Annotated in this window: 23 protein-coding genes; 12 read left to right on the forward strand and 11 right to left on the reverse strand. The window is 37.0% G+C overall.

What is annotated here, in order from left to right:
* Window positions 1-509: 509 nt before the first annotated feature.
* From SB773_RS03840 to SB773_RS03860, 5 genes are all read left to right on the forward strand, one after another.
* The gene (locus SB773_RS03840; protein WP_131246500.1) at window positions 510-1394 is read left to right on the forward strand and encodes a D-amino-acid transaminase; all 885 of its coding nucleotides are present in this window, start codon (window positions 510-512) and stop codon (window positions 1392-1394) included.
* A gap of 211 nt (window positions 1395-1605) precedes the next feature.
* The gene (locus SB773_RS03845) at window positions 1606-3357 is read left to right on the forward strand and encodes a C40 family peptidase (RefSeq protein ID WP_410588656.1); all 1752 of its coding nucleotides are present in this window, start codon (window positions 1606-1608) and stop codon (window positions 3355-3357) included.
* Between the two features lie 361 nt (window positions 3358-3718).
* A complete protein-coding gene (locus tag SB773_RS03850; protein WP_410588658.1) occupies window positions 3719-4930 on the forward strand; it encodes a NupC/NupG family nucleoside CNT transporter in 1212 nt (403 codons plus the stop codon).
* A gap of 266 nt (window positions 4931-5196) precedes the next feature.
* Entirely contained in the window at window positions 5197-5952 is a 756-nt protein-coding gene (locus SB773_RS03855) for a diguanylate cyclase domain-containing protein (RefSeq protein ID WP_410588660.1), read from the forward strand.
* Window positions 5949-7250 (forward strand): glycosyltransferase family 2 protein, encoded by a 1302-nt coding sequence (locus tag SB773_RS03860; RefSeq protein ID WP_002129979.1) that lies wholly within the window; start codon window positions 5949-5951, stop codon window positions 7248-7250. The genes SB773_RS03855 and SB773_RS03860 overlap by 4 nt, the downstream gene beginning before the upstream one ends.
* Before the next feature lie 155 nt (window positions 7251-7405).
* Here SB773_RS03860 and SB773_RS03865 read toward each other — a convergent pair whose 3' ends face one another.
* The gene (locus tag SB773_RS03865; RefSeq protein ID WP_002068447.1) at window positions 7406-7540 is read right to left on the reverse strand and encodes a hypothetical protein; all 135 of its coding nucleotides are present in this window, start codon (window positions 7538-7540) and stop codon (window positions 7406-7408) included.
* A gap of 306 nt (window positions 7541-7846) precedes the next feature.
* A complete protein-coding gene (opuD, locus tag SB773_RS03870) occupies window positions 7847-9361 on the reverse strand; it encodes a glycine betaine transporter OpuD (protein ID WP_215576686.1) in 1515 nt (504 codons plus the stop codon).
* A 676-nt stretch (window positions 9362-10037) separates the two neighbouring features.
* On the opposite strand from opuD, the gene SB773_RS03875 reads away from it, so the two are divergent.
* The 4 genes from SB773_RS03875 (at window position 10038) to SB773_RS03890 (ending at window position 15802) form a co-directional block, all read left to right on the forward strand.
* Window positions 10038-10916 (forward strand): cell wall-binding protein EntA, encoded by an 879-nt coding sequence (locus SB773_RS03875; protein ID WP_002167369.1) that lies wholly within the window; start codon window positions 10038-10040, stop codon window positions 10914-10916.
* Window positions 10917-11001: 85 nt separating this feature from the next.
* Window positions 11002-11304, forward strand: a complete 303-nt coding sequence (locus SB773_RS03880) for a DUF3910 family protein (RefSeq protein ID WP_033731083.1) — start codon at window positions 11002-11004, stop codon at window positions 11302-11304.
* Between the two features lie 138 nt (window positions 11305-11442).
* Window positions 11443-13062 (forward strand): SWIM zinc finger family protein, encoded by a 1620-nt coding sequence (locus SB773_RS03885; protein ID WP_002068435.1) that lies wholly within the window; start codon window positions 11443-11445, stop codon window positions 13060-13062.
* A complete protein-coding gene (locus tag SB773_RS03890; RefSeq protein WP_410588664.1) occupies window positions 13046-15802 on the forward strand; it encodes a DEAD/DEAH box helicase in 2757 nt (918 codons plus the stop codon). Before SB773_RS03885 ends, SB773_RS03890 begins: the two co-directional genes overlap by 17 nt.
* Before the next feature lie 99 nt (window positions 15803-15901).
* On the opposite strand, the gene SB773_RS03895 is transcribed toward SB773_RS03890, so the two are convergent.
* Complete coding sequence (locus tag SB773_RS03895) at window positions 15902-16387, reverse strand: VanZ family protein (protein ID WP_001080696.1); 486 nt, start codon at window positions 16385-16387, stop codon at window positions 15902-15904.
* A gap of 111 nt (window positions 16388-16498) precedes the next feature.
* Here SB773_RS03895 and SB773_RS03900 point away from each other — a divergent pair, with 111 nt between their 5' ends.
* Both SB773_RS03900 and SB773_RS03905 read left to right on the forward strand, forming a co-directional pair.
* Window positions 16499-16723: a DUF1659 domain-containing protein gene (locus tag SB773_RS03900; protein WP_002089672.1), complete on the forward strand. Its 225-nt coding sequence runs from the start codon at window positions 16499-16501 to the stop codon at window positions 16721-16723.
* Window positions 16724-16744: 21 nt separating this feature from the next.
* Window positions 16745-16960 (forward strand): DUF2922 domain-containing protein, encoded by a 216-nt coding sequence (locus SB773_RS03905; RefSeq protein WP_410588667.1) that lies wholly within the window; start codon window positions 16745-16747, stop codon window positions 16958-16960.
* A 20-nt stretch (window positions 16961-16980) separates the two neighbouring features.
* On the opposite strand, the gene SB773_RS03910 is transcribed toward SB773_RS03905, so the two are convergent.
* Window positions 16981-17379 (reverse strand): DUF4359 domain-containing protein, encoded by a 399-nt coding sequence (locus tag SB773_RS03910; protein ID WP_002034805.1) that lies wholly within the window; start codon window positions 17377-17379, stop codon window positions 16981-16983.
* 194 nt (window positions 17380-17573) lie between these two features.
* Here SB773_RS03910 and SB773_RS03915 point away from each other — a divergent pair, with 194 nt between their 5' ends.
* Window positions 17574-18080, forward strand: coding sequence for a competence protein ComK (locus tag SB773_RS03915; RefSeq protein ID WP_410588669.1), 507 nt, complete (start codon window positions 17574-17576; stop codon window positions 18078-18080).
* A 53-nt stretch (window positions 18081-18133) separates the two neighbouring features.
* Here SB773_RS03915 and SB773_RS03920 read toward each other — a convergent pair whose 3' ends face one another.
* The 7 genes from SB773_RS03920 to pgtP all read right to left on the reverse strand — a co-directional run bounded on the left by SB773_RS03920 (window position 18134) and on the right by pgtP (window position 24972).
* Entirely contained in the window at window positions 18134-18604 is a 471-nt protein-coding gene (locus SB773_RS03920; RefSeq protein ID WP_410588671.1) for a sigma-70 family RNA polymerase sigma factor, read from the reverse strand.
* A gap of 213 nt (window positions 18605-18817) precedes the next feature.
* Window positions 18818-19486 (reverse strand): YknW family membrane protein, encoded by a 669-nt coding sequence (gene yknW, locus SB773_RS03925; RefSeq protein ID WP_410588673.1) that lies wholly within the window; start codon window positions 19484-19486, stop codon window positions 18818-18820.
* A gap of 15 nt (window positions 19487-19501) precedes the next feature.
* Window positions 19502-20200: a YknW family membrane protein gene (yknW, locus tag SB773_RS03930; protein ID WP_088292023.1), complete on the reverse strand. Its 699-nt coding sequence runs from the start codon at window positions 20198-20200 to the stop codon at window positions 19502-19504.
* Window positions 20201-20327: 127 nt separating this feature from the next.
* The gene (locus SB773_RS03935; protein WP_002167364.1) at window positions 20328-21527 is read right to left on the reverse strand and encodes an ABC transporter permease; all 1200 of its coding nucleotides are present in this window, start codon (window positions 21525-21527) and stop codon (window positions 20328-20330) included.
* Window positions 21524-22204 carry an ABC transporter ATP-binding protein gene (locus SB773_RS03940; protein WP_002130002.1) on the reverse strand — a complete coding sequence of 227 codons (681 nt, stop codon included), beginning with the start codon at window positions 22202-22204 and terminating at the stop codon, window positions 21524-21526. Before SB773_RS03940 ends, SB773_RS03935 begins: the two co-directional genes overlap by 4 nt.
* Complete coding sequence (locus SB773_RS03945) at window positions 22201-23388, reverse strand: efflux RND transporter periplasmic adaptor subunit (protein ID WP_410588676.1); 1188 nt, start codon at window positions 23386-23388, stop codon at window positions 22201-22203. The genes SB773_RS03940 and SB773_RS03945 overlap by 4 nt, the downstream gene beginning before the upstream one ends.
* Window positions 23389-23637: 249 nt before the next feature.
* Window positions 23638-24972, reverse strand: coding sequence for an MFS transporter (gene pgtP / locus SB773_RS03950; protein ID WP_410588678.1), 1335 nt, complete (start codon window positions 24970-24972; stop codon window positions 23638-23640).
* Between the last annotated feature and the right edge of the window lie 2 nt (window positions 24973-24974).

Below are 24974 nucleotides of genomic sequence, written 5' to 3' on the forward strand. Positions count from 1 at the left end.
ACCTTCACCTAACATTTACACCACATTAACGAAACATCTTTATAATAAAATATGCAAACAAGGTTCCACATATTTCTTATCTCTCATCTTCAATAGGATCCCTTAGAGAAATGTGTGCATCATTTGTTTTCAACTTTCTTATAATTGTCTTTCCAAGTGTTTTGTTTGCATAAATGAAACCTTTAAAGACGATGTCCCTATGAATGATAGCTACCCTCCTTGTGCAGCATTCCATACGAATGTTGCTTTTTTTTTTCAAAAAGCAGGATTCTTATTTCTCATTTCCGAATTTGTATATACAAAATGCTATAAAGTGAAACTTTAATCATTGGGTGTTTTGTTCATCCCCCACTGATTATTAGCCCTCACCAATCGGGCGTTTACGGGCAGTTAATGCAGGATAAATCACCACTACTTCTCTGTGATTTACAAATACATATACGTCATATGTAGAGAATTGCTTACATAAAAATTACTATAGTGATTTTTATTCATGTACTAACGAAAGGATGGGACGAAAATTGGCATACGAAAGATTTGTACTATGGAATGATGCAGTTATTGATACAACAAAACATCGCGCGTACATAGAACTTGAAGAAAGAGGTTTACAATTTGGTGATGGCGTCTATGAAGTTATTCGCCTTTATAACGGAAACTTTCACTTATTAGACCCACATTTAACAAGATTATATCGATCCCTTGAAGAAATAGAATTATCACTTCCTTTCTCAAAAGCCGAACTCATCATCTTACTCTACAAATTAATTGAAAACAATAATTTCCACGAAGACGGAACAATTTACTTACAAGTATCTCGTGGTGTACAAGCTCGAGCACATGCATTTTCATATGACATATCTCCGACAATCTATGCTTATATTTCAAAAAAAGAAAGACCATCTTTATGGATTGAATACGGTGTACGTGCTATATCAGAACCCGATACACGCTGGCTCCGCTGTGATATTAAATCGTTAAATTTATTACCAAATGTATTAGCTTATACGAAAGCTGAACGCAAAGGTTGTAAAGAAGCACTTCTCGTACGAAATGGTATTGTAACTGAAGGTAGCCACTCTAACTTCTTTCTTATAAAAAACGGAACACTGTATACGCATCCAGCCAATCACCTTATTTTAAACGGCATTATTCGTCAGTACGTCATTTCTTTAGCTAACACTCTTCAACTTCCTGTAAAGGAAGAGCTTTTCAGCGTTCGCGATGTTTATCAAGCAGATGAATCCTTCTTTACGGGAACAACTATTGAAATTTTACCGATGACCCATCTCGATGGAACTGCGATTCAAGATGGTCAAGTTGGCCCTATCACTAAATTACTACAAAGGTCATTTTCTCAAAGTCTTTTAAAATCCAACAGCACATCTTCCTAAATACGAATAATCTTCTCATTTTCCACATCAAATATATGTATTTAAATGGGAATCAAGGTGCAGATTTATACCTTGATTTTTTTTTTGTAACCTTTTTGTCATATTCAGATTACCACATAAGTCTTGACAGTAATCGACATGCTCTTTAGAATTTTTAACAGTTGGTAAATATTTCTTCACTACATTACAGACAGAAAGGAATCGACAAATTATGAAAAAATACCTTGCCGGTCTTGCGGCAGTGTCTGTAGCAGGAGGAGCAGCTCCTACACTTGATAGCGTTCAAGCTGCCCCTGAACAAAATACACAAAAAGCTGCTACACAAACTGTCCAAGCTTCCGCATCAAACAATTCATCATATACGGTGAATGCTAGCGTACTACATGTTCGTGCAGGATCAAGTACTTCTCACGACGTCATCTCTCGCGTTTATAATGGTCAATCGTTAAACGTAATTGGAGAAGAAAATGGTTGGTTCAAAATTAACCATAATGGAAAAACTGGCTTTGTCAGTGGCGAATTTGTATCAAAAAATGGAGCAAGTAATTCTAATGTAAGTACAACAGGTGGAAAGAATAAAGTTACTGCCGATGTATTACGTGTACGTACAGCTCCTAACACTTCTAGTTCTGTTTCAGGACGTGTATATGAAGGACAAACTTTAAACGTAATTGGAGAAGAAAATGGTTGGGTGAAAATCAACCATAACGGACAAACTGGTTATGTTAGTAGCCAATTTGTATCAGGCGCTTCTTCAAATACTGGCTCTACAAGCAATAACAACAATAGTAACAATGAAGCAACTGTTCAACCAGCAAGTGGAAACTATACAGTAAATGTATCTTCCCTTCGCGTTCGTACAGGTCCTAGCACTTCTCATCCAACTGTAGGTTCTGTTAAACAAGGACAAGTAGTACAAGTTGTAGGCGAAGTTCAAGATTGGTTCAAAATCAATTACGCAGGACAAACAGCTTACTTAAGCAAGGACTACGTAACAAAAGGCGGTTCTAACGAAAACGTCACTCAAGGTAACAACCAAGAGCAAAATAATAATGGAACTATTCAAACTGGTGGTACTTACGTTGTTAACGCAACATCTCTACGTGTTCGTACAGGCCCTGCTGCTTACCATAGTGTAATTGGCGGCGTGTTAAATGGCACAACATTAAACGTAGTCGGATCTGAAAACGGCTGGTTTAAAGTAAACTACCAAGGAAAAACAGGCTATGTTAGTAGCGAATTTGTAAAATTCGTCAAAGGTGGCACTGCTACTCCTGAGCAACCGAAACAACCAGAACAGCCAAAACAACCTGAACAAGGTGCAATTGGTGACTACTACATTAATGCTTCTGCACTAAATGTACGTAGCGGCGAAGGTACAAATTATAGAATCATAGGCGCACTTCCACAAGGACAGAAGGTTCAAGTAATCTCTGAAAACTCTGGATGGAGCAAAATTAACTACAACGGTCAAACTGGTTACATCGGAACACGTTTCCTATCTAAAACACCAGTTGGTGGCGCAGTAGATAATAAGCCTAACGACAACCAAAATAACAATCAAAATAATAACAACAATAACAATAACACTAATAATAGCGGTGACAGTTCTTCTCTACTTGCATACGCGAAATCTATGCAAGGCGTACCATATGTTTGGGGCGGTACTTCTGCTAATGGTGTTGACTGCAGTGGTTACATCTACCACGTATTTAAGAAATTTGGTCATAACATTAGCCGCCAAAGTGTTGCTGGATATTGGAGCAGCTTACCACAAACTTCAAGTCCACAACCTGGAGACTTAATTTATTTCAAAGACACTTATAAAGCAGGTCCTTCTCACATGGGTATCTACCTTGGGGGCGGATCATTTATCCAATCTGGAGATAAAGGTGTAGCAATCGCTTCATTAAACAACTCTTATTGGAAAAGCCATTTCTTAGGTTATACGAAAGCACCTTAAGTTATAGTTTCAGAGCCTTCTAGTTTACTAGAAGGCTCTTTTTAAAAGACTCGATATAGTAATCCCCTTTCATTCTCTCTACGAAAAAATTATGCGTTCATTCTCCTATTTCATACACTATATTCTATAAAAATTGTCCAAAACGTTATCATAATGAATATATTTCAACAAAAAACATAACCTATTTCATGCCTATTCATTTTATATGTGTTTTTTCAAAGAATTTTCTTTTTATTTAAACTTTTCGTTAGACGTTTGACCTCCGATGTCCATTATGATAAGTTACTTAAGATGTTATATTCGCAAAAGTATAGACAACTGGTTTATACACTTTTTACTATGAGGAAGGAGCATACACTGCATGAATGTTTTATGGGGAATTGGCGGTGTGATTGGAGTATTAGCAATTGCTTTCTTACTATCTTCCAACCGCAAAGCTATTAATTGGCGCACAATTTTAATCGCGCTAGCATTACAAATGTCATTTTCATTTATCGTATTACGATGGGATGCCGGAAAAGCAGGTTTAAAATACGCTGCTGATGGTGTTCAAGGATTAATTAATTTTTCTTACGAGGGAATTAAGTTCGTTGCTGGGGATTTAGTCAACGCAAAAGGCCCTTGGGGATTTGTCTTCTTTATTCAAGCACTACTTCCAATTGTATTTATTAGTTCATTAGTAGCAATCTTATATCATTTCGGTATTATGCAGAAATTTGTTAGTGTCGTTGGTGGTGCATTAAGTAAACTTCTTGGAACTTCAAAAGCAGAAAGTTTAAACTCAGTAACAACTGTATTTTTAGGACAAACTGAGGCACCAATTTTAATTAAACCATACTTAGCACGTTTAACTAACAGTGAATTCTTCACTATTATGGTAAGTGGTATGACGGCTGTTGCCGGGTCAGTTCTTGTCGGCTATGCAGCGATGGGAATTCCGTTAGAACACTTATTAGCAGCAGCAATTATGGCAGCTCCATCAAGTTTATTAATTGCAAAACTAATTATGCCAGAAACAGAAGAAGTAGATAATAACGTTGAGCTTTCTACAGAACGTGAAGACGCAAACGTTATTGATGCAGCTGCACGTGGTGCATCTGAAGGTATGCAACTTGTTATTAACGTAGCAGCAATGTTAATGGCTTTCATCGCATTAATCGCTTTATTAAATGGATTACTAGGATTGGTTGGTTCTTTGTTCGATATTAAACTTAGCCTAGATTTAATCTTCGGTTACTTATTATCACCATTTGCAATCTTAATCGGGGTTTCTCCAGGTGAAGCTATACAAGCAGCAAGCTTTATCGGTCAAAAACTTGCAATCAACGAATTCGTTGCATATGCAAACTTAGGACCACATATGGCAGAGTTCTCTGCAAAAACAAATCTGATTTTAACATTCGCAATCTGTGGATTCGCAAACTTCTCTTCTATTGCAATTCAATTAGGTGTAACTGGAACGTTAGCTCCTACTCGCCGTAAACAAATTGCACAATTAGGGATTAAAGCAGTTATCGCTGGTACACTAGCGAACTTCTTAAACGCAGCAGTCGCAGGTATGATGTTCCTATAAACTCATGTAAAGTCTCCTCTTTTAAAGAGGAGACTTTTTTATATAACATAAATATAATTTTTATATATATTAAATACTTTATGTATAGATGTATAGACGCTATGTTACAATAATTAGTATGTATGTCTGTTTATTTTTTCTTGTACAAGAGGGATACTACCTGATGTCGCTCACTAAAAAAAGACTTCCAGCTACATGGTCCATTTCTTAATAATTGTGCATACTACAAATATCCAGCACGAATTAGCTTTAAGGAGGAACGTTTCGTGAAAGATAAGTCCTATAAAGTCCTCTCTATGTGGATTTTACAAATTTTATTTTATTTTACTACTGTACATGTGACGAAATATGAGCACGTGCTCATTTTTACAATTATATATGTCATCATAAATGTACTATTCCTATTTTTAGCTGATAAAACAGCATTTATTTTCTTCATACTAGGAACAATCATTTCAGTATTCTATTTATTTTATGAAGCATGGCTTCACTTATGGAGTACATCAGATCAATGGGAATATATTATTACCCACTTCCTGATGGCAGCTAACTTCTTCATTGTTTATATTTCAACCCATCTATTAAAAAAGGTTATCCTTAAAAATAAAGAGTTAACTGAACGGGTAAGAGTGCTTGAGCAATACATTGGAGAATCAAAATTATTAACAAGACAAGAATTCGAAAGACGACAAGCATTATTAACAACTGCAATGAATCGTCGTAATGAAACAGGCATTATCATTTTCTTTGATTTCACTTCCTTTAGTAAATATACGAAGGAAAGTGTCATGGATCGTGTAGCTTCATTGTTAGTTGATACAGTCAGAGCTGACTTTGACCTTGCTGCTGAATATGACAGCAACACATTAGTCATTTTATTACAAAATACAAATGAAGCCGGTGCTGACATTGTAATGAACCGTCTACATCCAAAAATGGAGCAATGGCTTGCTGCTGAAGCAATTCAAGACATTAAAATAAAACGAGAACAAATCACGACAAAAGGACAGACATTATTATGATGACACTCGTTATACTCCTTTTATTCCTTCTGTTTTGCGTACTCGTATTTTGGATTAGCATCACATTTTCAATCAAATATGTACTTATTTTTACTGCCTTTCTATTCTCAGGCCTACTCGTTTACTACTCTCTCTTAACACTCGCAGGCTTAATTCATCGAAATAGTAAGCGAAAAGATCGTACGCTAGAACATTATCCAAGTGTAGATATTTTAATACCTGCCCATAATGAAGGGGTGGTTATTAAAGATACATTAGAAGCAATGGCAAAGATTGAATACCCAGGCAAACTAAACGTTTATTTATTAAACGATAACTCTCAAGATGAAACACCTGAAATTGGCGATGATTTCGACAAAGCTTATGCTCATATTCATCACATTCGTGTACCACCTGGCGAACCGAAAGGAAAATCGCGTGTATTAAACTACGGCCTTAGCATTTCGGATGGTGAATATTTCTGTGTTTACGATGCAGATAATCAACCTGAACCACATGCACTGCGAATGCTCGTAGAACATGCTGAAACAACAAAGGATGCCGTTGGAGCAGTTGGACACGTTCGTACAGTAAATGAGAAAAGAAACTGGCTTACACGAATGATTTCATTAGAATTTCAGATTTTCCAGCTCCTTATGCAATCTGGACGCTGGCTATTATTCCAAACAGGTTCACTAACCGGAACAAACATGCTTCTTCGTCGTTCCGCATTAGAAGAACTTGGCGGCTATGATCCTTATGCAATTGCAGAGGATGCCGAATTAACATTAAGAATTACCCAAAAGGGCTATCTCTTACCAATCGTCCCGGAATCGATTACATGGGAACAAGAACCTGAACATTTAAAAATCCTTATAAAACAGCGGACACGTTGGCTTCAAGGAAACTTATACATTTTAGAAAAAATGTTTTCTTCATTAAGCTTTTTTAAAGGGAAACTTCTCGTCCATTCCTTACAACAAGTTTTAGTGTATGTCGTATTTTGGCTATTCCTAATCATTTCAAACGTTTGGTTTATAATTGGACTGCTCGGCATATTCCAAATTCAATATAGCATTCCATTACTATTTATGTGGTATGTCGCATATATTACATATGTTTCTCAATTATTTAGCGCTCAGAGCGTCGAACGAACCTTTACACCGACCAATATTTTCATAAGCGTCATTATGTACTTTACGTACGCACAGCTCTTTACGTATTTGTTTATTCGCAGTCTCATTCTTTACTTACGTGCAAAGAGCAAGAAACAAGTAATTGGTTGGGATAAAACAGTACGATTTAAAAAAGAAAAATAGATTTCATTAAAAAATAAGCACAGAGCGCCGTATGCTCTGTGCTTATTTTTTACCGTAATACTATATATATCAGACAATACCCCTTAGCTGAAAGTTATTTCACGTCCATCCCCCAACGAACGATCGACCTTCATTTATATACGAAAAAGTGATTGCTATTTTTGTAGAACCAATTGCTTCTCTTGATGCTCTTTACGAGTTTCAGTCTTTGGTTCCGTGCTTTCTTGGGCATTTCGATGTGCCACACGTTTCAAACAAATATGCTTCCACTTTCTTTCGTAACGTTTCATTATTCTAGTTGTCCCCCTTGAATGCGCTTTAAAACTATTTGAAATCGCTTACAGGAAATAATATAGCACATATACATAAAAGTAACAACACATTTCCGACATATTTTTGTCAAAAATATGAATATAATGTGTAAAATATCGGATAATGTCGAACTATATCGATTTTTCTTTTTAAATTACCGATATCTATAGTATTCCGCAACAAAGTAATGCTTTTCCTACAATAGTATAGAACAGTGAAAAAGGACTGCCGACATTCGACAGTCCTAATACTATTTATATATACATAATTTTTTTCTTCTATTATTAATGTTGTTTCATACGTCCTTCTTTTTGCAACTCTTTGAATAGTGCTGCAATCATAAAGAAAATAACAAATACGAACGGGAAGGCCGCAATAATCGAAGCAGTTTGCAGCGCCTCTAATCCTCCGACATACAATAAGATCGAAGCTAACGCCGCTAGAACAATACCCCAAACCATTTTAATACGATTTGGTGGGTTTAAGCTACCATGTGTCGTTAACATCGCTAGAACAAACGTAGCAGAGTCTGCCGATGTAATAAAGAATGTTGAAATAAGTAAAATGGCTAACACACATAAAGCCGGTCCCATACTACCCATTTGGTCTAACATAGCAAACAATCCTACTTCTGTGCCCATTTCTTTAATTTGTCCATATATATTTGCACCACCAAATAGCTCCATGTGAATACCTGTTCCTCCGAAAACAGAGAACCAAAGCGCACCAATTACTGTTGGTACGAGTAACACACCAACAACAAATTCACGAATTGTACGCCCGCGTGACACACGAGCAATAAACGTACCTACGAATGGTGACCATGCAATCCACCATGCCCAGTAGAAAATTGTCCATGACTGAATCCATTGATTTCCGCCTTCATTTAATGGACTTAAACGGAAACTCATACTTGGCAATTCTTGAATGTATGAACCGATTGTTGAAGTGAAATAATTCATAATAAAGTTTGTTGGACCTGCAAATAATACAATTATCATAAGTGCAAACGCTAAAATAATATTCGCATTACTTAAATATTTAATTCCTTTATCGAGTCCCGTTTGCGCAGATAGCATATAAAGAACAGTTACAATTCCGATGATTACTAGCTGTGTCGATAATGAGTTTGGAATGGATGTTAAATAACTAACACCACCCGCAATTTGCTTTGCCCCAAGTCCTAATGATGTCGCCACACCAAATACTGTCGCAAATACAGCTAGAACATCAAACATATGGGCAATACGGCCATGTTCACCGCCTTTAAATAGCGGACCTACCGCCGCACTAATTGTACTTGCTCTTCCTTTTCTAAATGTAAAATACGCAATACATAATGCTACAAGTGCATATAATCCCCACGGATGTAATCCCCAATGGAAAAATGAGAAACGAAGTGCAAGGCGTGCACTCTCTTCAGTCGCACTCTCTCCAAACGGAGGTGTGTATAAATGGTTCATCGGTTCTGCGACACCCCAGAAAACCAAACCGATTCCCATACCGGCACTAAATAACATAGCAAACCATGTCATATAACTATAATCAGGTTCATCATCATCTTTACCTAAACGAATCGAACCGTACTTAGAAACAATTAAGAAAATAGCAATTCCTAAGAAAATAGAAACGGAAATAATATAGAACCATCCAAACTTACTAACTAACGCAGCTTGAATTACAGTCGTTACATTTCCTAAGCTACCTTTTCCAATAATAGATTCGGGAATAATCCCCCAAAGTGTAAATGCAATACATAATGTTAATGAGACAATAAATGTTTTCGTCAGTTTCCTCATCAAATCCCCCTTCGTATGTTTCATTTCTTGTAAAAATCATAAATTCCGATATGTTAAATCGGATAGAAAACCATAGTTTTTGTGGTGATTTTCTTTCGGCTCTCTCAAGTTTGCCTTCACCAATTAGAGTTCTTATGGACAGCCTTACCTTCCGTACAACCTTTCCACTCTGCAAGAGCTACAAGATTGGAATACTACTGTCAAATTGTGTGAGAAAAATGCGGATGGGAAGAGATTTTCCCAAAAAAGGATGTGTTACAGTTTTAAAAAAGGGCAGATTTATTCTTTACAACCCTTTCTTCTTGTAACAATTATGCGGTTTTTTGCTAGTATATAGCGCGTGTTTATAACTTCACAAACGAGATGTTTATGTTTATATAACTATATTACCCATAAAACGGTAAAATACTCAAGGAATGTAACGGTATAGTAATCATTATGTAATACCCCTGTAATATTTTTATTTGCACCGAAAAAAATATGTTGTATTAAATATTTTGAATATAACTAGAAACCTACTAATTATATGGAATGAAAAACGCTTTCCTCTCATTCTAGCTATATTACAAAGTGTTAACGACTTATTACGAATGGTTTGTAATTGTGTGTTTTCCCAAAATCCGAAAAAATCTGTTGCTATAATGAGGACACGAAAACAAACGCAATGGAGGCTATCATGAAAAAATTAATTGGAATAGCAACAGCAGCAGTTTTTGGTCTTGGGATTTTCACCGCATCTGCTAATGCAGAAACTGTTGTAACAACAGACGTACTAAACGTACGAGAAAACCCTACTACTGAATCAAAAGTTGTCGGTAAATTACAGAATGGTCATAAATTAGATGTTCTAAATACAGAAAACGGATGGTCACAAATCAAATTAGATGGTAAAGACGCATTCGTAAGTGCAGAGTTTACAAAGAACTCTTACTATGTAACAGCTAACGTATTAAATGTACGTGCTGAAGCGAACACAAACTCAGAAATTCTTGGAACGCTTAAGAAAGACGATATGATCGAAACAACGAACCAAGTACAAAATGAGTGGTTACAATTTGAATATAACGGGAAAACAGCTTATGTTCACGTTCCTTTCTTAACAGGTACAGCACCTGTTATCGAGAAACAAGAACAACCTGCTCCTGCTAAAACTGTAGCACCAGCTAAAGCTCAAGCACCTGCAGCACAAGCAAAACCAGCTGCTAAGCCTGCTGTGAAAGCTGCTGAGACTAGCACACCTTCTGGTGGTCGTGAGTTAACAGTTGTAGCTACGGCATATACAGCTCACCCAAGTGAAAACGGTGGCACATACGGCGGCCGTGTATTAACTGCAATGGGTCATGACTTAACAGCGAACCCAAACATGAAAATGATCGCTGTTGACCCGAAAGTAATCCCATTAGGATCTAAAGTATGGGTAGAAGGTTACGGAGAAGCTATCGCTGGAGATACTGGCGGTGCAATTAAAGGTAACCGTATCGACATCCTACTTGGATCAGATAGCGCTGCTCAAAAATGGGGACGCAAAACTGTTAAAGTGAAAATTTTAAAATAACCAATGACTGCTAAATTACAGCCGGTTCTCTTTATTGAGAGCTGGCTTTTATTTTTTATATAATACATATAAGGAGGTGACGTCCATGAATTTACAAGCTAAGGTAGACTGGGTCGGTACACCAAAACCGTACATATATAAAGATGATATAACATATGATGCAATCGCAATTGACTTCTCACTAACAAACGATGACAATCGCTATAAATTAATTGTGCTCAAGTCTGAAGAAAATACACATTACAAACTCGTACAATACGGAATAAAACCAGGCTCTCAAAAGCCATTCCCTATTGATATTCCATTCGAGCAAAACATGTTACCAATTATAAAACAAATATTACATGATCCATATGTAAAAGCGGTATTACAAGAATCACGCTCTTAATTCCCAAAAAGGATGCTACCTAGTAGGAAAGTTCAACTAGGCAACATCCTTTTTTGTAATCCAAATTTCATTTTTTCTGTTTTGAGCATTTTTTGTTTATAATGGTAAAGGAAAGAAATCTGTGTACGGAGGAATATTATGCTGCAAGACTCAATTACGAAAGATGAAATTATGATGATTGCGAATGAGTTCGTTCAAGGGCTTGATCCACAGCAAGTTGCTGATCAAGAGCATGTCGCTACAGCTCGGCAACTATATCGTAGTGGTGTTGTCTATAACGTTGACTTTGATGGCTATACGCTATCCGGAACTGTAAATGCTGAAGGCAGTGTATATAGCGTTCACATCCCGATTCGTAATGTCACTGAAAGCTATTGCGATTGCTTCGCGCCAACGCAATGTCAGCATATGCTTGCTGTGTTACTATCTGCAGCTTCTAGTTTTGGGCAAGTAGGAGATGTATTAACTTTATTCAAAAATAATACAAAACCTTCTCTTCCTCCTATTCGAACTGCACGACAAGTATTGCAATCATCAGCTTTTGAAGAAATGGATTATAAAAGTTGGCAAACATACTTTGAAAATGAATATGAATCATTTAAAAAAGAACAAGCGCGGCTCACTTATAAACAAATGTATTTTCTTATGAGTCTTTTTACAGACTTCTATACAAAATTAGAACGGAAAGCTCCGCGCATCGTTGCTATTCATGAATTATTTAAGTTGCACGCGGCACTTTATTGCTTTCAAAAATTATTAGAAGAAATTCAAGAATTTGAAGCAAACAAACTATATTCTTATCACCAACCAGTTAACGTCGTTCGCCTATTCGTTGATAAAGTTGAATCTACCGTTAGGGACCTAAAAACAGAGGCGATTCCAGAAGAATCCAAACCGATTTTAGAAGAAACAGCGCGGCTCATACATGAAGCATTCTTCTCTACCGATGCCTATACACAAGAGCGATTCTTCATTTATCGTCACGTATGGGGTGAACTGTTAAGAACAGAAGAGCAGCTACAAGAAGAAAAAAAACGAATCGATACTAAAATCAATCCACTTTCCAAAGCATTAGCATCTTCTCACCTGCTCTTTTTAAACGGTGAAGATGTATCGGCAATGGAATTACTGGAAAAACAGCCTTCTTCTGTTGTGAGCCTTTACTTCTATTGGTTAGAAGAGTTATTAAGTGCGATGGAGTGGGACCGCGCTAAAGATTGGCTTTCCTTTACTTATAAACAAGTAAAAGAAACGATAACGGAACAAGAAAATACCGTCTTCATACAAGATATCGTTCGATTATTTGTGATGATGTATGAGACATATGCAACGCATACGAATGAACAAGCGGGATTAGAAATGATTTTACAAGAACTATTACCGTATAGTTTCACAAATTATGAACAATATGTACTTGCGAAGAAACAATACCATGCATGGACGGAACTTCAGCTCTTATATGGATTCGAAGTAATCGAACTTTTGAAAGAACCATTGAAAGATATTGAAAAAGAAGCGCCCGAAGCAGCACTTCCTCTTTATCACCATGCCGCAATGGAAGCAATTGAAGAGCGAAATCGCAAATCATATAAACGTGCCGTTCGTTACTTAAAGAAATTACGTATGCTTTATAAACGACTGAAGCGAACTGATGAATGGGATGCTTTCATTATTCATATCGCTAACTTACATTCACGTCTGCGTGCACTACAAGAGGAATTACGGAGAGGAAAATTAATCGATGATCATACAAACTGAAGTAACAATTAGGCTCCAGCACGTTAGTCAAGGTTGGTTCCTTTGGGGAGAAGATGATAGCGGTACTCTCTTATCCGTAGCAACTTGGAAAAAAAATGCATTCGCATGGCACTCTACTTCTTTCTACGGAACGTTTTTAAAAGAAGCAACGTATGAGGGACAACAAGGCGTTATGTTAACGAATGCACAGGCATTTGAATACATCGCAAATAAACCGATGAATTCATTTGCAAATATGCAAATGAACGGTCCTATTACGGCACTTACAAAGGACGCAAGTGAATTATGGGACGCTTTCGTCAGCGGCAGCTTCGCACCTGACATGAAGCAGTGGTCTCAGCAGCCATCTTGGAAAGTTCAGAATACTTCAATTGAAGATGACATGTTAGCATCTCTTTTCTCTGCCGCTGTGAACGAAAGTATTTTGCAAGATGCTCGCTCAAATGACGGATGGGAAGATGCAAAGAGACTATATGAACATTACGACTTTACGAAAAGGCAATTGGAAGCAGCACTACATGAAGAAGATTGGCTTCGAAAAATTGGTTACATTGAAGATGATCTTCCATTTACAGTCGGCTTAAGACTACAAGAACCGCAAGAAGAACTTGAAATGTGGAAGCTTGAAACAATCGTTACACCAAAACGTGGTGCACATCGCATATATGTATATGAAAGTATCGATTCCTTACCAAAACGATGGCACGATTACGAAGAACGGATCCTTGAAACACAAGAAGGATTCAGTAAGCTCGTACCGTGGCTAAAAGAGGACGACAAGTTCCGAGAAGAACTCTTTGAAACGGAAGCTTGGAACTTCTTAACCGAAGCAAGTAATGAATTACTGGCAGCAGGTATTACAATTTTACTACCATCATGGTGGCAAAATTTAAAAGCAACAAAACCGAGGTTGCGTGTACAGCTGAAGCAAAGTACAGCACAAACACAGTCTTTCTTCGGCATGAATACGCTCGTTAATTTCGACTGGCGCATTTCAACGGACGGAATTGATTTATCAGAAAGTGAATTTTTCGAACTCGTTGAACAAAACAAACGTCTTTTCAATTTAAATGGTCAATGGATGAGACTTGATCCTGCCTTTATTGAAGAAGTAAAAAAACTAATGCACCGTGCCGATAAATATGGACTTGAAATGAAAGATGTGTTGCAGCAACATTTATCTAATACGGCAGAAACAGAAATTGTAGAAGACGATAGTCCGTTTACCGATATTGAAATCGAGCTAGATGGATATTACGAAGAGCTTTTCCAAAAACTTCTGCACATTGGAGATATTCCAAAAGTAGATGTACCATCTTCGCTACAAGCAACACTCCGTCCGTATCAACAACACGGTGTTGAGTGGTTACTATACTTACGAAAGCTTGGATTTGGAGCGTTATTAGCCGATGATATGGGACTCGGAAAAAGTATTCAAACGATAACTTACTTACTATACGCTAAAGAAAACAATCTCCAAACAGGTCCTGCATTAATTGTGGCACCAACATCAGTCCTTGGAAATTGGCAAAAAGAATTTGAGCGTTTCGCACCAAGCTTACGTGTTCAGTTACACTATGGAAGTAACCGATCTAAGGATGAGTCATTTAAAGATTTTCTTCAATCAGCAGATGTTATATTAACTTCTTATGCATTAGCTCAGCTTGATGAAGAAGAACTTAGTACGTTATGCTGGGACGCTGTTATTTTAGACGAAGCACAAAATATAAAAAACCCACATACGAAACAGTCGAAAGCAGTAAGAAACCTACAAGCAAATCACAAAATTGCTTTAACCGGTACACCGATGGAAAACCGACTTGCTGAGCTTTGGTCTATTTTCGACTTTATCAATCATGGGTATCTCGGAAGCTTAGGACAATTCCAGCGCCGCTTCGTCACACCGATTGAAAAGGACCGCGATGAAGGAAAAATCCAGCAAGTTCAGCGGTTTATCTCGCCGTTTTTACTGCGTCGTACGAAGAAAGATCAAACGGTCGCATTAAACTTACCAGATAAACAAGAACAGAAAGCTTATTGTCCACTAACCGGCGAACAAGCTTCCTTATATGAACAACTTGTTCAAGATACATTACAAAATGTAGAAGGATTAAGCGGAATTGAAAGACGCGGATTTATATTACTTATGCTGAACAAGCTAAAACAAATTTGTAATCACCCAGCCCTTTATTTGAAAGAAGAAGAACCACAAAATATCGTCGAGCGCTCTATGAAAACAAAAACGGTAATGGAGCTCATCGAAAATATAAAAGACCAAAATGAAAGTTGCTTAATCTTCACTCAGTACATTGGCATGGGGAACATGCTAAAAAGTATGTTAGAAGAAACATTCGGTCAGCGCGTCCTCTTCTTAAACGGGAGCGTACCGAAGAAAGAGCGTGACAAGATGATTGAGCAGTTCCAAAACGGAACGTATGACATCTTCATCTTATCGTTAAAGGCCGGCGGAACAGGATTAAACTTAACTGCCGCCAACCATGTCATTCACTATGACCGTTGGTGGAATCCAGCTGTAGAAAACCAAGCAACAGACCGTGCTTATCGCATCGGTCAAAAACGCTTCGTTCACGTTCATAAGCTTATTACAACGGGAACACTTGAAGAGAAGATTGATGAAATGTTAGAACGAAAACAATCATTAAACAACGCCGTCATTACAAGCGATAGTTGGATGACCGAACTATCAACCGACGAACTAAAAGAATTACTTGGCGTATAAAGTGAAGGCTTTTACGGGCAGTTAATGCGGGATAAGATGGATGTTTCTATTCCCACAAATAGCGGGATAAATGAAAAAGGAGCAAATCTCTAACTGAGATTAGCTCCTTTTTCTATGCCAAAACCAATTGCTTATTATAATTCCTGTTAACCCGCCGCACGTATCAAGCAATGAATCTTGCCACATCGGTGTACGGTCTCCCGTAAACCATTGATGAATTTCATCAAATGTTGCATACCCCGCAACGAAAAGGAGGGCGTATGCAAAGCACCTTTTTCTCGAATAACCCGATCGATGAAAAGCATAATACGTCAATGAACCGAGCATAAAGAACACCATAAAATGAGCACCTTTACGAAGGAAAAACTCAACAAATCCACCTACACCTTTATTTGCGATACTAACAGGTGTACCTCCCCCATAATCGATAGATACCCATGAAAAATGCTCTTTCACAAACTCAGCATTTACATATTGCTCAATATCCGAGCGCATATCCTGTTTTTTATATGGCTGTGCTGAAGAATAGAAAATAATCCCCATCCATAGTAATACAGGAATCCAAAATAACCATTTACGATTCATTCTCCCGAAAACTCCTCTCTTAGTCTTTTAAGAGTACCAAAAAAAAGAAAAAATTTCACGCCAAAACATGACATTTACACCCTATTTATAAAGTGAAAGGGGGTGATAAACATGGCAGTTGAAACAATCATAATGGATTTAACTTTACGCCTTGTATTAAACGGAGGATTAGACAAAAACGGTAAAACAGTTTTTAAGAACAAACAATTCAAACGTGTGAAAACAAATGCAGATTTAGGAAAAGTACATGAAGTAGCACGTGCTCTTGCTTCACTACAACAATCATCACTTCACGCTGTACAACTTGTAAGCACGTCAGATCTTTCTAATCTATAATTAAAAAGGAGGGAATAAAGCATGCAAGTACTAGAGTTAATTTTCGTGAAAGAAGATGGAAAAACAGTTGCCTTTTCTATCGAAAATCCCATCACACCAGTAAATGAACTAGTCGTAAATCAAGTAATGGATACCATTCTTTCTTCATTTGTATTTTCGTCAATTAGTGAAAATACTCGTAAAAAAGGGGCTCGCCTCATAGAAAAAAACGTATCTGAAGTTCAAATCACTCCGTAAATCAAAAAGACGAATCTGCATTATTTTGCAGATTCGTCTTTTTTCTTCGGCATTTCAATTGGAATAAAGATGTTTGAAAAACCAACACAAACATACTTATAATTCTCTCCGCCCAAATCAAACTCTGTCGTATATGTTGAGAAGAAAATATAATCATTTCGCTTTGTATAATGCTCAATTAATAATCCAACTTGTGGTTCAACATACTTATTTGCTAATTTCTTTCCCGCCGATGCTAGATCGCCAAGTATACCCTCTTTGTTTTCTTTCTCAACCTCTTCTAGCTTCTTACTCACATCATTACGCTTCATAAATTGTTTTGCTGCCCAATCCGTATATTCTCCCTTACCCGGATTACTGTTTGCTAAATAAACTAAGAGAACAACAGCTAGAGCCATAATAATATACTTTTTCTTCATGCTATATCACCGCCTACTCTTTTCTATTTTCATATATATGTACAAGCGATGCAAATTAGAAAGACTATCATCTATTGATTGTAAACGAACAGTAAAAATTTACAATACACAACAGAAGATTAATAATAACTTTACATAATTCGTATATAATTATATTAGGAATAAAAACTTTCATAAGGGAGGATTTTAGAATCATGAATGATGAAAATGATATTTTTATTTCTAGTTCTACAATGATGCTCGAACCTTGCAAACACCCTTATTACCGGACAAAAATTATCGACAGTAGCGGAAACCCTCTGTACTCTTGCCAAACAGCTATCCAACTCATAAAGAAATCTTGTCTAACACATGTTCATTCTACTTATCAAGGTAGACGTCATGCAGTCCAAATAAACTTTAAGCTCAAACAAAATGTTCCAATTCCGATTAATCACAAAGAATATATTTGCGTTTTCCCAACAGAATCTCCTTCTTCTCCAAGCTGCATTTGGTTGTTCTATAACCATATAGAGGAGATAGAGTTTCCCAAAAAAACTAACAAAGCAAACATTCATTTTTTTAACGGAACTACCATAACAATACAAATAGGTTCTCATAAGTTACAGCAACAATTTTTCAAAGCTGGACATGTATTATCCCGAATGAACATGAAAGATTCACTACACTCAAAAAACCTCTTGCCACATTTACTGCCTTAAAATAAGTAGAATGGAACGCAATATTTCCTTGCCTTCCATTCTACTTATTATTCTTATCCCCTTACACTATTTCGCATTTTCTCAAGTGCTTGTCGATATACCCATCTCACTTGATAGTACGTCATCCCCATTTCAATAGCTATCTCTCCCATCGTTTTCCCTGTAAAGAATCGTTCTGAAATGATGTGCCTCTCCCTCCCATCTAACACACTCATAAAGTCCTTCGCTCTCGTTCCCGCATCTTCACACTCAAATCGTTCCTCATACTCGTCCGTGCATACATAGCGCTCTTGCACTACACATTCTTTCTCCAATCTTCCCAATATATAACCACGTACTGTTACGACAGCATAAGCAGGAAAACTCCCTTTCTCCTCCTCATACCTTTCATACGCATGCCAAAGACCAATTAAACCACATTGATAATACTCTTCATAATCTTGGTAAATATTTAACCTCTTTATTTGATTTACAATCATACCTTCATACAAAACAACCGTATCTGCAAAAGTCGCTGGCTTCACACAGTGCCCGTTTCTAAAAGGTATACCTCTTCAGTATTCCGCGGTACCTCTACAATATAAAATGAGAAAGGAAATTTCATTGTGGGTAATTTCAAATACTGCTGCCGTAATTTGAAATTACACTAGGCAGTATTTGAAATTCTGTTTGAGGTATTTGAAATAGGAGTAAAAATAAAAAAGGTGACTCTAGGAAGAGTCACCTCTTTTATTTTATTATTGGAACATTCCTTTTACCGCACCAAATCCAATAGTTAAGATAAAGAAGACAACCATAAGAATTGTTGCTTTCTTTTTACTTAAACCAGCCGTAATTTGAAGACCTAACCATGTAATAACAAATCCCCAAATCGTGAACACTTCAATATTATTTGCAATACCTTTTGCAACACCACCACTTGAAGCGAAAATCGGTCCTAAACCAGTGTACATTTCTTGTCCTGATCCGCCTAAAACAAGTGCTAAAACTGTATTTATTAATAAACCAAGTAATGAAATAATGCTTGAGTACACACTAATCGTTAATAATTTCTTATAAGAAGTATCATTGCTCATTAACATCATTAATACTTTATACACCGCTGCACTAATAAAGAAACCTATCCCCATACCTAAAGCACCAAATCCGAATCCCATACCAACCGTCACTGCTGGTGGAACATCAAAACCTAAATCCTTGTTAAGTTTAATGGCTTCTGGAGTTAAGGATCCTACATAAGCAACAAGGCCTGCAACAAGTCCACCTAATAAAACAAGTATCCAAAACGCACCCCAAACCGCATTACTAGTCTTCATTCTCTCAAACTGCACACCTGGAGATGTAATCATCCCAAATAATGATGGCTTTTTCGAACCTACATCTTGCGTATTAATATTTGCTTCCATTATAACGCCTCCTTATTATATTGGCATATTAGGTAAAAACGCCGCAACTAACATAACAATCGCCGCTAAGAATACCGCTTTAATAATGAATAAAACGATAAGTGGAATGGCTGCTTTCACTTTACTTAATCCAGCTGTAATTTGTAACCCTAACCAAATTAAAACGATATTCCATAAATAGAATACTTCAATCGTATTCCCTATTCCATAAGCAACTGAACCTTCCTCAAATAACGATCCTAAACTAGTATATGAAGTTAGTCCATCGCCCATAATGAAAGCTATAACACCATTAATAAGTCTACCAATAATAACGGCAACATTCGCATATACAATGATCATTACTAATTTTTTATAAGAAGTATCATTTCCGAAAAACATCATAAATACTTTATAAATAGCGGCGATAATCACTGTCACAAGCATAGCACCTAAAGTACCCGATACAACACCGTAAATAACTTCCGATGAAAGTGAACTCTGTCCTGCAAATTCACCTAATTCTTTTTGCAATTTAATCATCTCAGGTGATGTATGCATAACATATGCTTCCAAACCACCTACAAGCCCTTGTAACAATGCAACTAAGAAAAACATACCCCAAACTTTTTCACTCGTCTTCATTCGCTCAAACTGTAAGCCTGGAGCAGTAATCATTCCAAATAATGACGGCTTCTCTCCGCTAACTTTTTGCGTATTCAAATTCGCTTCCATTATAACGCCTCCTTCTATGTATATAACCCGTTCTAACGGGCGGTTCACATCCTCATATAGAGGCTACGAACCGCCCACTAGAACGGTAATGTGTTGTAGAGAACCCCTTCTCTACTACACTAATAATCTACTCATAACGAAGTGCTTCAATTGGATCTAATTTCGCAGCTTTGTTCGCTGGAATTAATCCGAAAATAATACCAAGTGTCATCGAGAACAATACGCCTCCAACGACAACTTCCCATGAAACGAGTGGTGGCCATTTCGCAAATGTGGAAACGATATATGCCCCGCCATACCCAAGACCGATTCCGATTAAACCACCTAGAAGCGTTAACATAACTGCTTCAATTAAAAACTGTAATAAAATTTTACTACGTGTTGCTCCAAGCGCTTTACGCACTCCGATTTCACGCGTACGCTCCGTTACAGATACGAGCATGATGTTCATTACACCAATACCACCAACGACTAATGAAATACCAGCGATACCGCCGATGATCATCGTCATAATATTAGTCATTTTTGAAATACCTTCTTGAAGTTCTTTTAAATTCATAACCTCGTATTTACCAGTTGCATCACTCGGTTTACGACTATTTAAGACATCTGCAGCTTTTTTACCTGCTTTTTCTAAATTATCCACATTTTTTGCTTGAACAGAAATATTTTGAATTTCATCTTTTCCATACAGTGTCGGCCATAATGAAATTGGAACTAGTGCTTCTGATGGTCCCATTCCCATAAACTCGTTATCTGATTTGTAGACACCGATAATTTGCATCGGTTGACCTTTCATTTCAATAATTTTACCGACTGGATTGGCATCCTTAAACACCTTTTCTTCCATTTGTTTACTAATCATGACAACATTATTACCTTGATCCACATCTGATTCTTGTAAAGAACGTCCCTTTAACAACTTTACTTTATTTACTGCAAAGTACTCACTGTCTAATCCAGTAATATTCACCATTTCTATTTTATCTTCAATATCAATTGGTTCCATACTTGAATTTGTTGTTACAACATGTGCGATATCTGGAATTTTTTTAATTTCAAAAATATCTTCTTCAGTTATCTTCGGTGCTTCTACCATCGCCATACCAAAAGGATCATTCATATCGGCACTATAATGAATCGGTACCGTTTGATTACCTGATCCAACAAATTGGGATTTCAGTGCAGCTTCCCCGCCTTGCCCAATCGCAACGACGGTAATAATAGAGCCTACACCGATAATAATCCCTAGCATCGTCAAAGCTGAGCGTAGTTTATGAGCTAAAATAGACGATAAGGCAATTTTCATACTATCTAGTAAACTCATACTGCACACCTTCTATCTTCTGTAACTTTCCCATCTCGCAGTACAATGCGGCGGGAAGAATACGCTGCTACCTCTTCTTCATGCGTAACCATAACAATCGTCGTACCTTCTGCATTTAGCTTCGTGAAAATATCCATAACTTGTGCACCAGACTTCGTATCAAGTGCACCTGTCGGCTCATCGGCCATAATAAACGTTGGATTATTTGCAATCGATCTCGCAATCGCTACACGTTGCTTCTGTCCACCTGATAACTCACTAGGTAAATGATGGACTCTATCTGATAATCCAACTTTCCCAAGCGCTTCAAGGGCTCTCTGACGACGCTCTGCTTTCTTCACCCCACCGTAGATGAGCGGAAGTTCAACGTTTTCCACTGCGGAAAGACGCGGCAGCAAATTAAAGTGCTGGAACACAAAGCCGATATATTCATTACGAATTAAAGCTAGTTTTGACTCGTCTGCTGTTAAGATATTCACATCATTCAACATATATTCACCTTCTGTTGGACGATCTAAACAACCGATAATATTCATAAGCGTTGATTTACCAGAACCAGACGGTCCCATAATAGAAACGAACTCACCGCTTTGAATTGTTAAACTAATACCATGTAAAATCGGCACTGCCAATTTTCCTTGATAATATGTTTTAGCAATATTATTTAACGTAATCATTTCTCTTTCACTTCCATTCCGTCATACACGTCGTCGGAAGGATTTTTAACCACCTTTTGCCCCACTGTTGCGCCTTCAACAATCTCTGTCCAGTCTCCATCAGTAGAACCTTTTTTCACATTTTGTTTACGAAGCTTTCCTTTCTCTTCAATATAAACAAATGCATCTTCGCCTTTTTCTACAATGCTCTTACTTGGAACAGCAATCATCGTCTTATTCTCTAAATTTACTTGCAGAGAAACGTGATAACCTGGAGATAAACCATCTTGGCTATCAAGACTTGCTTTATATGTATATTGAGACATATTTTGAGTTCCCTCACCAGCAGCTTGAGCCATCTCTGCACTCGTTGGGAATTCACTTACTTCCGTAATCTTACCTGTCCACTTCTTCTTATTATTTGCTTTCGCAGTTACAGTGAACGTTTGATCTTTTTGAATTTGTGACTTTTGAAGCTCTGTTAAAGTCCCTTGAACCTGGAACGGGTCTTTAGAAGCAACTTGTAAAAATGCTTTCCCTTGACCACCTAATGCCTGAGATGAACTTTGCGCTGCATCCTTATCTAACTTCTGTACAACACCAGTGAAATTACTATAAATCGTAAGTTCTTTCTGTTTTTTACTTAACTCTTCTTTTTGTAACTTCCCTTTTTCTTTCTCAAGGTCAGTTGTCTTTTGTGCCACTTCTAACTCACTTACTTGCTCTTCCATTGGGTCTGTTACTTCTTTCCCAGCCCCACTATCTTTTACCTTCTTAATTTCTTTCTTCAATGAATCAATCTTCTTTTTCCCTTGATCGTAACGCATATCAGCCATCTTCTGATCAAGATCAGCTTGCTTCATTTGAAGATTAATTTCTTCATTATCATAAGAGAATAGTTTCGTTCCTTTTTCTACCTCTTGTCCTTCTTTCACTTCAATATCTTTCACTTTTCCTTTAGTCGGATCCGCATAGAAACTTTCAATATTTCCTGGCTTCACTTGACCAGAAATTAACTTCGTATTATTAAGCTTTCGCTCTGTCACCTTCTCAAAGCTCACAGCATCAGTCGTTGTTGCTGCGCCTTTCTTCTTGCCTTGCATTACAAAAATATTAACTGCTGCTACAATAACAATTAGTGCAATAACTCCGATGATAATCCATTTCTTCTTCTTGTTTGGAGTACGAACCGTATTTGGTAACATATTCTCTCTCCTTTTATATCTTAATAGTTTAATAGATATTTAATTGTATAAAACTTTCGGAAAATTTCATCACCACTTACATTGTTACACTCATTTTACAAAGTTTTACACAATCATTTATATTGTAACAAAAATACCAATGATTAGAAATATGACATTCTATCTTTTAAGATAGTTTTAAGGAAAGGTTTCCTTATATAAAAAAAAGCGATCCAAAATAATGATTGGATCGCTTTTCTGAATAAACTATTACGCCACTTTAGGACCTTTTCTCTCATGTCCCATTTGAACAATCAGTAAGAAAATTGTTGATAAAACACCGCCTGCTAACAGTAACATGAAACAACCATCCCAGCCAGAACGATCAACAATAATACCAATTGCTGCGTTTGCTACGAAGCTTCCTCCAACATAACCAAACAGACCACACATACCAACTGTTGTACCTACTGCAAATTTCGGTACTAATTCCATTGCACTTAAACCAATTAAAAACTGTGGTACGTAAATTAAACAACCGATAACAGAAACTGCAATACTCACAACAAGTATGCTAGTTGCCTGCCAATATACAACCGTACCAACAACAACCCCAGCCATACTAATAACACATAATGGCATACGTTTCCCTTTGAATAATTTATCACTTAAAAAGCCGACAATTAAAGAACTTGGAATCGCTGCTGCCTCAAATATTGAATACGCTGCATGCGCTTCTGTTTTTGTAAAACCTTTAACTGTTGTTAAGTAAATTGGTACCCAGTTAATAACACCGAAGCGAATTAAGTAAACAAATGCATTGGCAATACATAAATACCAAACGAACTTATTTGTCACTACATATTTCATTAAAATTTCTTTTGGTGACATCTTGTTAGCATTGTCTGCTTTTTCAAGATTTTCATAGTCATTACGATACTCATCAATTGGCGGAAGACCTTCAGATTCTGGTGTATCCTTCGCATTAATCCATACTAGAACTGCAATTACCATAACGATAATCGCTGGGAAAATAAATACGCCACCTTGCCAATGACTTTCACCAAAAATACCTACACCAATTCCAATGAATGGCGGAACAAGTAATCCACCCACGTTATGTGAAATATTCCAAAGACCTGTTTTCGTACCACGTTCTTTCTTTGAAAACCATTTCGTCATAACAATACTACACGGTGGTGCTCCCATACCTTGTACAATACCGTTTAGAACAAGTAATGTTAAAATCATCCCAAAGGAAGATGCAAAACCGAAACAAATATTAACAAGCCCAGATAAAAATAAACCTACTGCAATAAATCGTTGAGCAAAAGCCTTATCCGATAAATTCCCCATAAAGAATTTACTAAGTCCATAAACAACAGCCATTACTGCACCTAATAACCCAATTTGTGTAGTGCTAAATCCGTACTCGTCTACTAAATACGTAGTAGATAAATTAAAGTTACTACGAACTAAATAATAAGCAGCATACCCAACTGAAATTCCCATTAGCACACGAATACGTAATAATTTGTATACCCTGTCAATCATATCCGCCGGCAATCTCTCAATTGCAGGTGCTGGCTTAAGCCATTTAAACATAT

The organism is Bacillus sp. SIMBA_074 (assembly GCF_046534555.1).
Lineage (GTDB): Bacteria > Bacillota > Bacilli > Bacillales > Bacillaceae_G > Bacillus_A > Bacillus_A mycoides.

Excerpts from the sequence above, each read along its gene's own strand:
- SB773_RS03895 (WP_001080696.1), bottom strand. The coding sequence starts at position 16,387 with ATGAATCGTAAATGGTTATTTTGGATTCCTGTATTACTATGGATGGGG.
- yknW (WP_088292023.1), bottom strand. The coding sequence starts at position 20,200 with ATGGAAGCGAATTTGAATACGCAAAAAGTTAGCGGAGAGAAGCCGTCA.
- SB773_RS03880 (WP_033731083.1), top strand. The coding sequence starts at position 11,002 with ATGAATTTACAAGCTAAGGTAGACTGGGTCGGTACACCAAAACCGTAC.
- SB773_RS03910 (WP_002034805.1), bottom strand. The coding sequence starts at position 17,379 with ATGAAGAAAAAGTATATTATTATGGCTCTAGCTGTTGTTCTCTTAGTT.
- SB773_RS03915 (WP_410588669.1), top strand. The coding sequence starts at position 17,574 with ATGAATGATGAAAATGATATTTTTATTTCTAGTTCTACAATGATGCTC.
- SB773_RS03850 (WP_410588658.1), top strand. The coding sequence starts at position 3,719 with ATGAATGTTTTATGGGGAATTGGCGGTGTGATTGGAGTATTAGCAATT.
- SB773_RS03940 (WP_002130002.1), bottom strand. The coding sequence starts at position 22,204 with ATGATTACGTTAAATAATATTGCTAAAACATATTATCAAGGAAAATTG.
- SB773_RS03945 (WP_410588676.1), bottom strand. The coding sequence starts at position 23,388 with ATGTTACCAAATACGGTTCGTACTCCAAACAAGAAGAAGAAATGGATT.
- pgtP (WP_410588678.1), bottom strand. The coding sequence starts at position 24,972 with ATGTTTAAATGGCTTAAGCCAGCACCTGCAATTGAGAGATTGCCGGCG.
- SB773_RS03865 (WP_002068447.1), bottom strand. The coding sequence starts at position 7,540 with ATGAAACGTTACGAAAGAAAGTGGAAGCATATTTGTTTGAAACGTGTG.
- SB773_RS03935 (WP_002167364.1), bottom strand. The coding sequence starts at position 21,527 with ATGAGTTTACTAGATAGTATGAAAATTGCCTTATCGTCTATTTTAGCT.
- SB773_RS03890 (WP_410588664.1), top strand. The coding sequence starts at position 13,046 with ATGATCATACAAACTGAAGTAACAATTAGGCTCCAGCACGTTAGTCAA.
- SB773_RS03860 (WP_002129979.1), top strand. The coding sequence starts at position 5,949 with ATGATGACACTCGTTATACTCCTTTTATTCCTTCTGTTTTGCGTACTC.
- yknW (WP_410588673.1), bottom strand. The coding sequence starts at position 19,486 with ATGGAAGCAAATATTAATACGCAAGATGTAGGTTCGAAAAAGCCATCA.
- SB773_RS03885 (WP_002068435.1), top strand. The coding sequence starts at position 11,443 with ATGCTGCAAGACTCAATTACGAAAGATGAAATTATGATGATTGCGAAT.
- SB773_RS03845 (WP_410588656.1), top strand. The coding sequence starts at position 1,606 with ATGAAAAAATACCTTGCCGGTCTTGCGGCAGTGTCTGTAGCAGGAGGA.
- opuD (WP_215576686.1), bottom strand. The coding sequence starts at position 9,361 with ATGAGGAAACTGACGAAAACATTTATTGTCTCATTAACATTATGTATT.
- SB773_RS03905 (WP_410588667.1), top strand. The coding sequence starts at position 16,745 with ATGCAAGTACTAGAGTTAATTTTCGTGAAAGAAGATGGAAAAACAGTT.
- SB773_RS03840 (WP_131246500.1), top strand. The coding sequence starts at position 510 with ATGGGACGAAAATTGGCATACGAAAGATTTGTACTATGGAATGATGCA.
- SB773_RS03875 (WP_002167369.1), top strand. The coding sequence starts at position 10,038 with ATGAAAAAATTAATTGGAATAGCAACAGCAGCAGTTTTTGGTCTTGGG.
- SB773_RS03900 (WP_002089672.1), top strand. The coding sequence starts at position 16,499 with ATGGCAGTTGAAACAATCATAATGGATTTAACTTTACGCCTTGTATTA.